This window comes from Achromobacter veterisilvae (genome assembly GCF_900496975.1).
Lineage (GTDB): Bacteria > Pseudomonadota > Gammaproteobacteria > Burkholderiales > Burkholderiaceae_B > Achromobacter > Achromobacter veterisilvae.
Genome location: NZ_UFQC01000012.1, coordinates 110203 through 123639, shown reverse-complemented (window position 1 = coordinate 123639; position 13437 = coordinate 110203). Strand labels below are relative to the sequence as shown.

The following is a 13437-nucleotide window of genomic DNA, read 5'->3' as shown; positions in this document are numbered from 1 at the left end:
GTTTCACGAACTGGGCAGCAGGCCGGCCGGCATCAGCGCCGTCAGGCCGCGCGCCGCGATGAGCTCGCTTGCCGCCGCGATGTCGGGCGCGAAGAAGCGGTCCCGCTCGTAGTGCGCCACCCGCCCGCGCAACAAAGCGCGGGCCTGCTCCAGCTTGGGCGAGGTTTTCAGCCCCTGGCGGAAATCCAGGCCCTGGCAGGCGCCCAGCCATTCGATCGCCAGAATGTCGCGCACGTTCTCGGCCATGGGCCAGAGCCGCTTGCCCGCGTTCGGCGCCATCGAAACGTGGTCTTCCTGGTTCGCCGAGGTGGGCAGGCTGTCCACGCTCGCGGGATGCGCCAGCGCCTTGTTGTCGCTGGCCAGCGCGGCCGCCGTGACCTGGGCGATCATGAAGCCGGAATTCACGCCGCCGTTGTTCACCAGGAAAGGCGGCAATTGCGACATGTGCTTGTCCATCATCAGCGAAATGCGGCGCTCCGACAGCGCGCCGATCTCGGCCAGCGCCAGCGCCAGGTTATCGGCCGCCAGCGCCACCGGTTCCGCGTGGAAATTGCCGCCCGACACCACGTCGCCCTGTTCGGCGAACACCAGCGGGTTGTCCGACACGGCGTTGGATTCGATTTCCAGCACCTGCGCCACCTGGCGGATCTGGGCCAGGCAGGCGCCCATCACCTGCGGCTGGCAGCGCAGAGAATAGGGATCCTGCACCTTGCCGCAGTTCGCGTGCGAATGCCCGACCTCGCTGTCTTCGGTCAGCAGTTCGCGGTAGACGGCGGCCGCGTCGATCTGGCCCGGCTGGCCGCGCGCCGCGTGGATGCGGGCATCGAACGGCGCGCGCGAACCCAGCATGGCTTCCACGCTGAGGCTGCCGCAGACCAGCCCGGCGGCCAGCAGGTCCTCGGCCTCGAACAGGCCGCGCAGCGCATAGGCCGTCGACACCTGGGTCCCGTTGAGCAGCGCCAGGCCTTCCTTGGCCGCCAGCGTCAAGGGTTCCAGGCCCGCCTTCGCCAGCGCTTCCGCGGCGGGCAGCCAGACGCCCTGGCTGCGCGCCTTGCTCTCGCCCAGCAACAGCAGGGACATATGCGCCAGCGGCGCGAGATCGCCCGACGCGCCCACCGATCCCTTCAGCGGGATGTGCGGGTATACCTCCGCGTTCACGAGGGCGATCAGGGAGTCGATCACCTTGCGCCGGATGCCGGAATAGCCGCGCGCCAGGCTGTTGATCTTCAGCACCATGATCAGCCGCACCATGGCGTCGTCCAGGGCCTCGCCCACCCCCGCGGCGTGCGACAGCACCAGCGAGCGCTGCAGGGCCTCCAGGTCCTCCGGCGCGATCCGCGTCGTGGCCAGCATGCCGAAGCCGGTATTGATGCCGTAGGCCGTGCGCCCCTCCGCCACGATGCGGTCGACGCAGGCCACGCTGGCCTCGATGGGCGCGGCGGCGCCGGGATCCAGCGCCACGCGCACCGGCTCCTGGTACACGCGCCGCAGGTCGGCAAGCCGCAAGCACCCGGGTTTCAAATGCAATTCCATTCTTGATCTCCTGTCGGATAACGCTGCGCGGGCGCCGGATCAGCGGGCGCTTGCCAGCATCGGCAGCTTGAGGCCTTGTTCCTTCGCGCATTCGATGGCGGCTTCGTAGCCCGCGTCCGCGTGCCGCATGACGCCGGTGCCGGGATCGTTGGTCAGCACGCGAGCGATGCGTTCGGCGGCCGCGTCGGTGCCGTCGCACACGATCACCATGCCGGCGTGCTGCGAATAGCCCATGCCCACCCCGCCGCCGTGGTGCAGCGACACCCAGGTCGCGCCGCCCGCGGTATTCAGCAGGGCGTTCAGCAGCGGCCAGTCGGATACGGCGTCCGATCCGTCGCGCATCGCTTCCGTCTCGCGGTTGGGGCTGGCGACGGACCCGGAATCCAGGTGATCGCGGCCGATCACCACCGGCGCCGCCAGTTCGCCGCTGCGCACCATTTCATTGAACGCCAGGCCGAGCCGGGCGCGCTGGCCCAGGCCGACCCAGCAGATGCGCGCCGGCAGGCCCTGGAAACTGATGCGCTCGCGCGCCATGTCCAGCCAGCGGTGCAGGTGCGCGTCGTCCGGAATCAGCGCCTTGACCTTGGCGTCGGTCTTGTAGATGTCCTGCGGATCGCCGGACAGCGCCGCCCACCGGAACGGGCCCACGCCGCGGCAGAACAGCGGCCGGATATAGGCGGGCACGAAGCCCGGGAAGTCGAACGCGCCGGCCACGCCTTCGTCCTTGGCCATCTGGCGGATGTTGTTGCCGTAGTCGAAGGTGGGCACGCCCTGCGCATGGAACGCCAGCATGGCCCGCACGTGCTGGGCCATCGACGCCTTGGCGGCCTGGACGACCGCCGCCGGCTCGCGCTGGGCGCGCTCGCGGTAGGCCTCCCAGGTCCAGCCGGCGGGCAGGTAGCCGTTCAGGGGGTCGTGCGCGCTGGTCTGGTCCGTGAGCAGGTCGGGGCGCGCGCCGCGGCGCAGCAGTTCCGGCAGGACCTCGGCGGCGTTGCCGCACAGCGCGATGGACACCGCCCTGCCTTCCGACGTGTACTCCTCGATGCGCGCCAGCGCGTCGTCCAGGTCCCTGGCCTGTTCGTCGACGTAGCGGGTGCGCAGGCGGAAGTCGATGCGGCTCTGCTGGCATTCGATGTTCAGCGAGCAGGCGCCGGCCAGGGTGGCGGCCAGCGGCTGCGCGCCGCCCATGCCGCCCAGCCCGGCGGTCAGCACCCAGCGCCCCGCGAGATCGCCGCCGTAATGCTGGCGGCCGGCCTCGACGAAGGTCTCGTACGTGCCCTGCACGATGCCCTGGCTGCCGATGTAGATCCAGCTTCCCGCCGTCATCTGGCCGTACATCGCGAGGCCCTTGGCGTCCAGTTCGTTGAAATGCTCCCAGGTGGCCCAATGCGGCACCAGATTGGAATTGGCGATCAGCACGCGCGGCGCGTTGGCGTGGGTCTTGAACACGCCCACCGGCTTGCCCGACTGCACCAGCAGGGTTTCGTCGTCGTTCAGTTCCTTGAGCGACTCGACCAGCCTGTCATAGCACTCCCAGTCGCGGGCGGCGCGGCCGATGCCGCCGTACACCACCAGTTCCCGGGGGTTCTCGGCCACGTCGGGATCCAGGTTGTTCATCAGCATGCGCAACGGCGCTTCGGTGAGCCAGCTCTTGGCTGTCAACTGGGTGCCGCGAGGGGCGCGGATCTCCACGTCTCGGTAGCGGTTCGGCTTTTCCATGGAATTCTCCCTGAACGGTTGTGCCGCGCAGGCCCATGGGCGCGGCTGTTCCCCGCATCATAGGATGACTATGCTTGTATATACAAGTTAAAAAACGATCGGCCGGATCAGGGATTCCCCGCATCCGCGCCCGCGCCCCGGCGGGGGCCGGATCAGCCGGCTCGCGGCGACAGTTCGATCACGCAGGCGTCCAGCGCTCCGTCCACCGCGGCCAGCCGGTATTCCGCCAGGCCGTCCTGCCCTTCGATGTGCAGGCAGTCGTAGCGCGACGGCAAGGCGTGCTCCGCGCCGCCGGCCGCGAGCGACAGGGCGGCGCCCGCGTTCAGCACCAGCACGCTGCGGGCGCTGCTGTGGAAGGTCCACGGACCCTCGCCCGCCGCCCATTGCAGGCGGGCGTCGTAGCGCGCCGGGGAATAGATCAGGTTGAAATCGCGGATGGGCCCGCCGACCAGGCGGCATTCCACCTGCGCGCCGCCGGAGAAGGCGTAGGCCCGCCGCGGCGCCAGCGGCGCCTGCCTGCGCCCGTCCACGGTCAGTTCTATGCCCTGGCCCTCCAGCACGGTGATGATGCGCTGATAGCCGGCGAATGCCGAAAAGCCGCCGTCCTGCCCCACGTCGGCGATGGACAGGCGCCAGTCGAACGCCGCGGTGCTGCCGCCGGGATTGCAGGCGACTTCCTGCGTGGTGCCGCCGCCGTTGCGCCACGGCATGCGGGGATGGGCCTCGGCCCGGTAAAGATGGATCCGGGGATGCTTCATGTCGTGAATTTGCCTTCCAGGCGGTGCCGCGAACCCGGGTGGATCAGCCGCGCCAGGGTCACGGCGCGTTCGCCCGACCAGGTGCGCCGCCGGATCAGCAGGCAGGGTTCGCCGCGCTCGATCTGCAGCAACTGGCATTCGCGCGGCCGGGCCAGGATGGCCTCGACGATATGCTCGCCTTCGGTCAGCGGCGCCACGCGCGTCAGGTATTCATAGGGAGTGGCTTGCGTGAAATCCTGCTTGAGGTAGTCGGGCGCCAGCTTCACGTTGACGTAGCGGTCCTCGAGCTGGATCGGCATGTCGTCCTCGTAGTGGACGATGACGGAATGGAACACCGGCTGCCCCGGGCGGATGTCCAGCGCCTGCGCCTGTTCGGCCCCGGCGGGTTCTTCGGCCAGGCGCACGACCCGGCTGTGGTGCCGGTGGTTGCGGGCCGAGATCTCGTCGGCGATGTTGTTGACCGCGAACAGCGCCGAACGCGCCTTGGGCTGGGCCACGAAGGTGCCCACGCCCTGCATCCGCACCAGCAGGCCTTCCGCGGTCAGTTCGCGCAGGGCCCGGTTGATGGTCATGCGGCTGAAGCCCAGCTCGTCCACCAGTTCGGCCTCCGAAGGCACGCGGTAATGCGCGGGCCACGCGCCGCTGCGTATCTGCTGCGCGATCATCTGCTTGACCTGGGCGTAGAGCGGCGCGGGCAAGGCGTTCGCCTGTACCGGCAATCTGGGCGGAGAAGAGGCCACGGGTCGTCCTGTTTTATACCGTTGAGCTGCGGGGGAGTCCGGGGATAAAGTATAGACAGGTACAGACCGACCGTTGCGCGCCTGGACGCGCGCGGCGGCTTTACGTATACTCCCCCCCTGTATTCATCGGAGCCCGCCGTGCCCCATTCCCCGGAAGAAAAGAAACGCGTCGTCACTCGCCTGCGCCGTATCCAGGGACAGGCGCTGGCGCTGGAACGGGCCGTCAACGAAGGCACCGAGTGCGGGGCGCTGCTGCAGCAACTGGCCGCCTTGCGGGGCGCCGCCACCGGCCTGATGGCCGAGGTGCTGGAAAGCCATCTCCGGGAAACCTTCCTGCAGTCCGCCCAGGGCGGCCAGCGCGAGGCCAAGGTCGAACCCGAAGCGGAGATCGACCTGTTGATGCGTCTCGTCCGTTCGTATTTGAAGTAACGCCACCTGACATTCGTGGAGCAAAGCTATGAAATCACGCGCAGCAGTCGCATTCGGACCCGGCAAGCCGCTGGAAATCGTTGAAATCGACGTCGCGCCCCCGCAGCGCGGCGAGGTGCTGGTGCAGATCACCCACACCGGTGTCTGTCACACGGACGCCTTCACCCTGAGCGGCGACGATCCGGAAGGCCTGTTTCCGGCCGTGCTGGGCCATGAAGGCGCCGGCGTCGTGGTCGAAGTCGGCGAAGGCGTGGCCTCGCTGAAGCCGGGCGACCACGTCATCCCGCTCTATACGGCCGAATGCCGCGAATGCAAGTTCTGCCTGTCCGGCAAGACCAACCTGTGCCAGAAGGTCCGCGCCACGCAGGGCAAGGGCGTCATGCCCGACGGCACGTCGCGCTTCAGCTACCAGGGCAAGCCGCTGTACCACTACATGGGCTGCTCCACGTTCAGCGAGTACACGGTCGTCAACGAAATCTCGTTGGCCAAGATCAACCCGGCCGCTCCGCACGAAAAGGTGTGCCTGCTGGGCTGCGGCGTCACCACGGGCCTGGGCGCTGTGCACAACACCGCCAAGGTCAAGGAAGGCGACACCGTCGCCGTGTTCGGCCTGGGCGGCATCGGCCTGGCCGTGATCCAGGGCGCGGTGCAGGCCAAGGCCGGCCGCATCATCGCCGTGGACACCAACCCCAACAAATTCGTGCTGGCCAGCGCCATGGGCGCCACCGACTGCGTCAACCCCAAGGACCACGACAAGCCGATCCAGGACGTCATCGTCGAAATGACCGACGGCGGCGTGGATTTCTCGTTCGAGTGCATCGGCAACGTCCACGTGATGCGCGCCGCGCTGGAATGCTGCCACAAGGGCTGGGGCGAGAGCATCATCATCGGCGTGGCCGGCGCCGGCCAGGAGATCAGCACCCGTCCGTTCCAGCTCGTCACGGGCCGTGTCTGGCGCGGGTCGGCCTTCGGCGGCGTCAAGGGCCGCACGCAATTGCCGGGCATGGTGGAAGACGCCATGAGCGGCAAGATCGACCTGGATCCGTTCGTGACGCACACGCTGCCGCTGGAACGCATCAACGAGGCCTTCGACCTGATGCACGACGGCAAGTCGATCCGCACGGTGATCCACTACTGAAGCGCCCTCCGGCGCCGCGTTCAGGAAGCCAGCGGCAGCCGGTACGGCTGCCGCGTCCGCCCCTCGCGATAGACGTTCTCGGTCTTGCCCACGAACGCCGCCAGCGAGAAATCCTTCAACGCCGTGCTGCGCGCCTCCTCGCCCATCCGGGCCAGGGCGTCCCGGTTCGCCAGGATCTGCGACAAGGCCTGGACCACGCTGTCGACCGAGGCGGGAGGCACCACCCAGCCGTCGCGGCCGTCGGTGACGTTCTCGGTCAATCCGCCCACCTCGCTGACGATCACCGGCTTGCCGGCGGCCATCATCTCGCGGCAGGCGAACGAAATCGTCTCCAGCTTCGACGACAGCACGAAGCCCACGTCCAGCGCGGACAGGAACGGCCGCACGTCGTCCAGCAGGCCGGTGAACACCACCTGGTCGGACATGCCCAGCTCGGCGACGCGCCGCATCTGTTCGACGTCCGGCAGCTTGCCGGCGATCAGGATCACCACCTGCCGGCGCTGCGGCGCCGGCAACATGGCCACGGCGGCGACCATGTCCAGCCAGTTCTTGTAGACCGCGGTGCCCGCGTTGCTGCCGATGACGAGCCGGCCCTGCATGCCGTCGGGCAGCAGGCTGTCCCGCGCCTGGGCTGCCTGGCGCTGCGTGGGCGGGCGGCATTTCTCCGTATCGACGCCGTTGTGCACCACTCGCAGGTCCTCGTTGCGGAACACCGACTGCTTCATGCGGCGAAAGGTATGGCTGCATACGCAAATGACGCGGTTGGTGCCCCATTTTGCGCGCACCCGCGCCCCCAGGCTCTTGGCGCTGCGGTCCGTATGCTGCGTGTAGACAATGAAAGGGCGCCGCGCTCCCATCCCCATGGTGGCCAGCATGCACAGCCTGTGATCCGCGGAGCCGTTGACGTGCACCACGTCGAATCGTTCGTCGCGCAGCAGGGCGCGCAGCCGGCGCAGCGCGCGAACCTGCTCCAGCGGCCGCCCCTTGAATTCCAGCGGGATCGTGCGCACGCCGGGCAGGGCGCGCGCCTCGGCCAGCAGGCGGCTGCTCGCCGGCGCGGCCACGACCACTTCCGACTTGTGGCAGAGAATGCGCGCCAGCGACATCACATAAGTGGTGTGGCCGCCGCCGTCGCCTTGGTGGAAATTGGTGTACAGGATCTTCATGGGTTCACATTGACTAGCGTTTGCGGAGCCGCCGCCGGGGACAGCAGGCAGCTCCAGTGACGTTTCTCGAACACGTCGCCGCCCAGCCGGCTGGCGGGAGACAGGTTGTAGACCTTGATCCCGCGCTCGGCGAGCAGCCTGCCGGCCCGCCGGAACGCAGGCTCGATGTGTCCTGGGAACTGCCGGTCCAGCGCGGTCGGCAATTGCGCAGCCGCGCTTTCATAGAATCGGGGCCCCGCGGCGGCCGTCAGGTCCAGGCCGTGCAGATAGACGGTCTTTGCGCCCAGCCACGCCAGCAACTGCAAGGCCGTGTAGGCGACGGTCCCGCCGCCGAACAGGCCGCGCGGCGGATCCAGGCTGAAGCCGTGCGCATGCACGGGATGGCGGGCGTCGAACAGCACCAGCCCGGGGTCCGCGGCCGACTGGGCCTCCAGCTCTTCGGGGCGCGCCCGCGGCCGCAAGGCGCGCTGGTGCACTTCCTCGAACAGGGCGATGCGGCAGCGCACGGACTCGCGGTCGAACAGGAATGCGATCCAGCGGTAGACCTCGGGCGTAACGAACAGCGTCAGGTCCTGCGCCAGCACCTCCGCCACGAGGTCGCGGCGGCGCCTGACGAAGCCGGCGTCCAGCATCGCGTAGTAGTCGAAACGCAGCGTAGGCTGTTGCCGCCGCAAGGCGATGGAACCGTTGACGCCCATCGCCACGCCCAACGGGCAGCGCGCGTAATCGATCTGGGCCACCGAGGGGCCGCTGAGTATCAGGTGCGCGTCGCCGCGGATGGGACGCGCCAACTGCTCCAGCGGCGTCGTGGCCGGGCCGCGCACGCCGCGCAGTTCGCAGCCGGCCAGCCGTCCGGCCGCATCGCGCCGCGGCTTCACGAAAGGCCACAGCGTTTCATTGTGCCGATACGCCCGAGGCCGCGTGTAGCGATAGAAATAGCGCAGGCCCTTGGTCAACGGGCGCGAACGCAGCAGGCGGGGAATGAGCCCGAAACTAGGCATGGACAATGTTGCGCGTATGCCGCAAAAAACTTGACGAGCGGCGAATTCTACGCAGGCGCCCCAGCGCAAAACGCGAGCGAAACCATTGAGATGTAACGCTTTGGCGGCCGCGCAGGACACGTCCCCGAATTGCGCCGAAAATCGCGCGCCGCGCTGCGGCGCACCGCGAGGAGGACGCCACCCATAGTGCGCGGCATGTCCCGGCCGGATGCAGCCGCACCGGGCCATGCGCACCGGTTGGCGACGGCGCGAGCGCGGCACCTGCAACACGTTCGATTACCTTTTGCCGCAAAGATTAGCCTGCGGCGTTTCGGCACGCGATACCGCCTCGCGCGTTGGGGGCCTCCGCATTCCGCTACGATGCGGGGTACCGGCATGGCGGCCCCGACGGCCGCGCGCCGGATGAGGCATGGGCCCCGGCCCCGGCGCAAGCACTGGAACCCCCTGGATAGAAAGGAATTCGATGTCTACGACCGCCACCCTGGCCGCCGCCGCGGCAGCCGCCAGCACGCCCCGGATCAGCGTCCCCGCGTTCCGGGCCCGCAAGCGCCAGGAGCCGCTGGTGATGCTGACCGCCTACACGGCGCGCATGGCCGAACTGCTGGACCCGCACTGCGACGCCTTGCTCGTGGGCGACAGCCTGGCGCAGACCATCTACGGCCTGCCGTCCACGGTGCCCGTCACGCTGGACATGATGATCGCGCACGGCGCCGCCGTGGTGCGCGGCTCGCGGCGCGCGCTGATCGTCGTGGACATGCCCTTCGGCAGCTACGAGGAAAGCCCCGAACAAGCCTTCCGCTCGGCCGCGCGCGTCATGAAGGAAACCGGCGCGGGCGCGGTCAAGCTGGAAGGCGGGCAAAGCATGGCGCCGACCGTCGCCTATCTCTCGGCCCGCGGCATCCCGGTCATGGGCCACGTGGGGCTGACCCCGCAGGCCGTGAACATCCTGGGCGGATACGGCGCGCGCGGCAAGGGCGAGGCGGAATACGCCCGCATCGCCGCCGACGCGGCCGCCGTGGCCGATGCCGGCGCGTTCTCGCTGGTGATCGAGGGCGTCGTCGAACCGCTGGCCGCGTCGATCACCGAGGCCGTCGCCTGCCCCACCATCGGCATCGGCGCGTCGGCCAAGTGCGACGGCCAAGTGCTGGTGGTGGACGACATGCTGGGCATGTTCGACCGCACCGCGCGCTTCGTGAAACGCTACGATGGCCTGGCCGACCGCATCCAGCAGGCGGCGCAGGGCTATGCCGCCGAGGTCAAGGCCCGGACGTTTCCCGGTGCCGCCCATCTCTATGGCGCGCCCGGCGCGGCGTAGACCGCGCGGGGACGGGTCTTTGCGGCGCGCTTTTCTGGCTAGAATCGTCTCCATGCCTTCCTACGCACACACCTCATGAGCCCACCCCGCAACGACCCGCCCCAATTGCAGGACGCGATCGCGGACGCCATCGGCACCGCGACGCGCGGCGCGGGGCGCGTGAACATCCTGGTCGCGGGCAAGACCGGCGTGGGCAAGAGCACGCTGATCAACGCCGTGTTCCGCGGCGACCTGGCCAAGACCGGCGCGGGCAAGCCCGTCACCCAGTCCACCCAGGAATTCACCCGGCCCGGCCATCCGCTCACCATCATCGACACCCGCGGCCTCGAAGTCGGCGACTACGAGCGCTCGCGCCAGCAGTTGGCGGACCTGATCCAGGAACGCTCCGCGTCGGACGACCAGGACAGGCACCTGCACGTGGCCTGGCTCTGCATCCAGGACAGCAGCCATCGCGTGGAAGACGCGGAGATCGAGCTGTGCGGCATGCTGGCCGATGCCGGCATACCGGTAGTGGCGGTGCTGACCAAGGCGCGCAAGAACAGCGCCTTCGCCGACGAGGCCCGCAAGCTGCTGCCGCGCGCCAAGCAGGTGGTGGCGGTGCGAGCCCTGCCGGAATGGATCGAGGAACTGGACGCCGAACTGCCGCCCATGGGCCTGGACAAGCTCATCGAGGTCACGGCGCTGCACATCCCGGAAGCGCAGCAGCGGGCGTACGCCAACGCCCTGTCCACGCGCAACAAGAAGGCGCTGGAAGTAAAAAAAAAGCGGGCTGAGATAGAGGTCAACGTGGCCGCGGGGCTGGCCGCGTCGGCCGCCGCCGCCCCCATCCCGTTCTCGGACGCCTTTGCGCTGGTGCCCATCCAGGTCGGCATGATCGCCAAGATCGGCATCACTTTCGGCATGGAACTCGACACCGCCGCCATCACCACCCTGGTGACCTCCACGCTGGGCGCGTCCGCCGCCACGCTGATCGGGCGTTCGGTCGTATCCGGCCTGCTGAAGTTCATCCCCGGCGCGGGCAGCGCGGTGGGAGGCACCATCGCCGCCACCACCGCCGGCACCATCACCAAGCTGCTGGGCAATGCCTACGTGGCGGTGCTGTACGACTTCTGCCTGAAACATCCCGGCAAGGACATCGACATCGCCATGATCGCGGCGGCCCTGAAGCAGCGCGTCAGCTTCTGAGCGCCCGCCGGATCTATACTTTTCCCATCGCCCTGGCCGGTGCGACGCGCCACCTGCCAGGGCGTCCCACGCCGCGCGTCGGATCCTCTATTGCACGGGCCCCCAACGGGCCCGCGCGCAAGGAGACGCACATGACACGCAAATACATCGATTGCCGCGAATACCCCAGCGAAATGAATTGCTCGGTGGCCCTGGCGGCGGATTCCGAAGGCGAACTACTGGAAGCGGCCGTGCAGCATGCGACCACGGTGCACAAGCACGCGGATACGCCGGAGCTGCGCACACAATTGAAATCGCTGTTCCATGACGGCACGCCGCCGGTTGAAACGCCGCCCCGCGCCTGATCGTCCCGGCGCAGGCGCGGCCTCCCGGCCGGCGCTTACGCCGCCTGCGCACTGCGCGTTCCGGCCCGCCGGCCCGGAACCTTATCCGCGGGCCAGGGCGGGCTGGACGGCCCGAGCCGTGGGCACGACGCCGAACAGGTTCTTCGGATCGGCCATCCGCGGCGCCACCTCGATGCGGGTGCCGATGCCGTGCCGCATGGCGGTGTCGCGCAGCCAGCGCAGCGCCGAGAAGTCCTCCAGCGCGAAGCCCACCGAATCGAAGATGGTCACGTCCCCGGCGCGCCGGCGGCCCTCGCTTTGCCCCGTCAGCACCCGCCACAGTTCCGTCACCGCGAAATCGGCCGGCATCTGCTGCAAATCGCCCTCGATGCGCGTCTGCGGTTCGTATTCCACGAACACCGATCCCGCGCGCAACACGTCCGCGTGCAATTCGGTCTTGCCCGGGCAGTCGCCGCCCACGGCATTGACGTGCATGCCGGGCTCGACCATGTCCGGGGTCAGGATGGTGGCGTAGGCCTTGTCGGCCGTCACCGTGGTGACGATGTCCGCGCCCTTGACGGCCTCCGCCGTGCTGCCGAAGCGCACCACGCGCAAGCCGGGCACCGAAGCCAGATTGCTTTCAAGCTTGCGTGTGGCGCCTGCGTCCACGTCATAGACGTGCAGCGTATCGATGCCCAGGATGTAGTGGAAGGCGAGCGCCTGGAATTCGCTCTGCGCGCCGTTGCCGATCAGCGCCATCGTGCGCGAATCCGGCCTGGCCAGCGCGCGCGCCGCCAGCGCCGACGTCACGGCCGTGCGCAGCGCGGTGGTGAGCGTCAGCTCGCTGATCAGCAGCGGCTCTCCCGTCGCGACCCGCGCCAGCGCGCCGAAAGCCATCACGGTGGACAGCCCGGCCTGCGGATTGCCGGGATGGCCGTTCACGTACTTGAAGCTGTAGAACTCGCTGTCGGCGGTGGGCATCAGTTCGATCACGCCAGTCCGGGAATGGCTGGCCACCCGCGCGCTCTTGTCGAATTCCTGCCATCGAAGAAAGTCCGACAGCACATAATCCAGCAAACTGGAAAAGACCTGTTCCGGGCCTTGCTGGGCCACGATCTTCGCGACATCGGAAGTGGAAAGCAGCGTCGTCATTTATTTCTCCCCGAGTTATGGAAAGGAAATTCTGGCGGACGGGCAAACCAATTCCTAGTGACAACAATCCACACAAAACGCTAAGATCCTGGCATTCTGACAGCAATAAATAGCACTTTTCACAATGGACACGCTAGATCGGAACCTGCTCGGCCTGTTGCGCGCCGACGCCCGCATGTCCGTCGCCACGCTGGCGAAGAAACTGGACGTCTCGCGCGGCACCATCGACAACCGCATCCAGAAACTGGAAGAGCGCGGCGTCATCCTCGGCTATACCGTGCGCCTGCGCCCGGAAGCCCAGACCGAGGACATCGTCGCCTGGATGAGCATCGCCGTGGAAGGCCATGAGACGCGCAAGATCGTGAACCTGCTGATGGGCGAGCCCAGCGTGGCGGGCCTGCACGACACCAATGGCCGCTGGGACCTGCTGGCCGAGCTGCGCGTCCCGACCATCGACCAGCTCTCCGAAGTGCTGGACCGCCTGCGCACGCTCAAGGGCATCGCCGCCACCGAGACCAGCATCCATCTGAAGACCTTCAAGGCGCTGTGAGGCCGGGGGAGGTTGGTTTGGGCTTGCTTATGGCCCGTTGTGGACAATCAGCAAAGGAATAAATTAAGTGGCTGCCGAAAGCACTCCACGGGTATGAAGGGCGAGATACGGCCCTCACCTACGGCACTACCGCCCCTTCGCCCACTACTCAGCTCCTTGCGGCAAGTCGTATCCATGGCCATCGAGCTCAGGAGACACATGGACAAAAATATTTTCGTCAAGGACGGGAAAGTCGATGTGGGAATCTACCATCCCTTCTAAATAGCCTCGCTTCCACTTGATGCGATCTGCGGCGTTTAAGGCACTCCACAAATCTTGCCCAATCTTGATACCTTTGGGGCGAAACTTATGTTCAGCGATAGCCTGATCGAGGACTGTGATCGAAGTTGAATCTGGCATGAGAACTTTCTTAAGAGTTTGAACGGAAG

At 67.8% G+C, this 13437-nt stretch carries 14 protein-coding genes; 6 read left to right on the top strand and 8 right to left on the bottom strand.

What is annotated here, in order from left to right:
* Nucleotides 1–3 precede the first annotated feature (3 nt).
* The 4 genes from hutH to hutC form a co-directional block, all read right to left on the bottom strand.
* Entirely contained in the window at nucleotides 4–1533 is a 1530-nt protein-coding gene (gene hutH, locus AVE30378_RS13455; protein WP_129241374.1) for a histidine ammonia-lyase, read from the bottom strand.
* Nucleotides 1534–1572: 39 nt separating this feature from the next.
* Complete coding sequence (gene hutU / locus AVE30378_RS13450) at nucleotides 1573–3252, bottom strand: urocanate hydratase (RefSeq protein WP_129241373.1); 1680 nt, start codon at nucleotides 3250–3252, stop codon at nucleotides 1573–1575.
* Nucleotides 3253–3404: 152 nt separating this feature from the next.
* Complete coding sequence (locus tag AVE30378_RS13445; RefSeq protein ID WP_129241372.1) at nucleotides 3405–4010, bottom strand: HutD/Ves family protein; 606 nt, start codon at nucleotides 4008–4010, stop codon at nucleotides 3405–3407.
* Nucleotides 4007–4750, bottom strand: a complete 744-nt coding sequence (hutC, locus tag AVE30378_RS13440) for a histidine utilization repressor (RefSeq protein WP_422393641.1) — start codon at nucleotides 4748–4750, stop codon at nucleotides 4007–4009. The genes AVE30378_RS13445 and hutC overlap by 4 nt, the downstream gene beginning before the upstream one ends.
* A gap of 138 nt (nucleotides 4751–4888) precedes the next feature.
* Here hutC and AVE30378_RS13435 point away from each other — a divergent pair, with 138 nt between their 5' ends.
* Together AVE30378_RS13435 and AVE30378_RS13430 are read left to right on the top strand one after the other, a co-directional pair.
* Nucleotides 4889–5179 carry a metal-sensing transcriptional repressor gene (locus AVE30378_RS13435; protein WP_129241371.1) on the top strand — a complete coding sequence of 97 codons (291 nt, stop codon included), beginning with the start codon at nucleotides 4889–4891 and terminating at the stop codon, nucleotides 5177–5179.
* A 28-nt stretch (nucleotides 5180–5207) separates the two neighbouring features.
* On the top strand, nucleotides 5208–6317 hold the full coding sequence (locus AVE30378_RS13430; protein ID WP_129241370.1) for an S-(hydroxymethyl)glutathione dehydrogenase/class III alcohol dehydrogenase: 1110 nt from the start codon (nucleotides 5208–5210) through the stop codon (nucleotides 6315–6317).
* A gap of 20 nt (nucleotides 6318–6337) precedes the next feature.
* Here the strand turns inward: AVE30378_RS13430 and AVE30378_RS13425 are convergent, their stop codons facing one another.
* Both AVE30378_RS13425 and AVE30378_RS13420 read right to left on the bottom strand, forming a co-directional pair.
* Nucleotides 6338–7483 carry a glycosyltransferase family 4 protein gene (locus tag AVE30378_RS13425; protein ID WP_129241369.1) on the bottom strand — a complete coding sequence of 382 codons (1146 nt, stop codon included), beginning with the start codon at nucleotides 7481–7483 and terminating at the stop codon, nucleotides 6338–6340.
* A complete protein-coding gene (locus tag AVE30378_RS13420) occupies nucleotides 7480–8484 on the bottom strand; it encodes a hypothetical protein (RefSeq protein ID WP_129241368.1) in 1005 nt (334 codons plus the stop codon). Before AVE30378_RS13420 ends, AVE30378_RS13425 begins: the two co-directional genes overlap by 4 nt.
* Nucleotides 8485–8947: 463 nt before the next feature.
* On the opposite strand from AVE30378_RS13420, the gene panB reads away from it, so the two are divergent.
* The 3 genes from panB to AVE30378_RS13405 all read left to right on the top strand — a co-directional run bounded on the left by panB (nucleotide 8948) and on the right by AVE30378_RS13405 (nucleotide 11328).
* On the top strand, nucleotides 8948–9799 hold the full coding sequence (panB, locus tag AVE30378_RS13415) for a 3-methyl-2-oxobutanoate hydroxymethyltransferase (RefSeq protein ID WP_129241367.1): 852 nt from the start codon (nucleotides 8948–8950) through the stop codon (nucleotides 9797–9799).
* 75 nt (nucleotides 9800–9874) lie between these two features.
* Nucleotides 9875–10984 carry a YcjF family protein gene (locus tag AVE30378_RS13410; RefSeq protein WP_129241366.1) on the top strand — a complete coding sequence of 370 codons (1110 nt, stop codon included), beginning with the start codon at nucleotides 9875–9877 and terminating at the stop codon, nucleotides 10982–10984.
* Nucleotides 10985–11115: 131 nt separating this feature from the next.
* On the top strand, nucleotides 11116–11328 hold the full coding sequence (locus tag AVE30378_RS13405; RefSeq protein WP_129241365.1) for a DUF1059 domain-containing protein: 213 nt from the start codon (nucleotides 11116–11118) through the stop codon (nucleotides 11326–11328).
* Between the two features lie 81 nt (nucleotides 11329–11409).
* Here the strand turns inward: AVE30378_RS13405 and AVE30378_RS13400 are convergent, their stop codons facing one another.
* The gene (locus tag AVE30378_RS13400; protein ID WP_129241364.1) at nucleotides 11410–12459 is read right to left on the bottom strand and encodes an ornithine cyclodeaminase; all 1050 of its coding nucleotides are present in this window, start codon (nucleotides 12457–12459) and stop codon (nucleotides 11410–11412) included.
* 124 nt (nucleotides 12460–12583) lie between these two features.
* On the opposite strand from AVE30378_RS13400, the gene AVE30378_RS13395 reads away from it, so the two are divergent.
* Nucleotides 12584–13009: an Lrp/AsnC family transcriptional regulator gene (locus AVE30378_RS13395; RefSeq protein WP_129241363.1), complete on the top strand. Its 426-nt coding sequence runs from the start codon at nucleotides 12584–12586 to the stop codon at nucleotides 13007–13009.
* Between the two features lie 144 nt (nucleotides 13010–13153).
* Here AVE30378_RS13395 and AVE30378_RS13390 read toward each other — a convergent pair whose 3' ends face one another.
* Complete coding sequence (locus AVE30378_RS13390; protein WP_129241362.1) at nucleotides 13154–13408, bottom strand: hypothetical protein; 255 nt, start codon at nucleotides 13406–13408, stop codon at nucleotides 13154–13156.
* Between the last annotated feature and the right edge of the window lie 29 nt (nucleotides 13409–13437).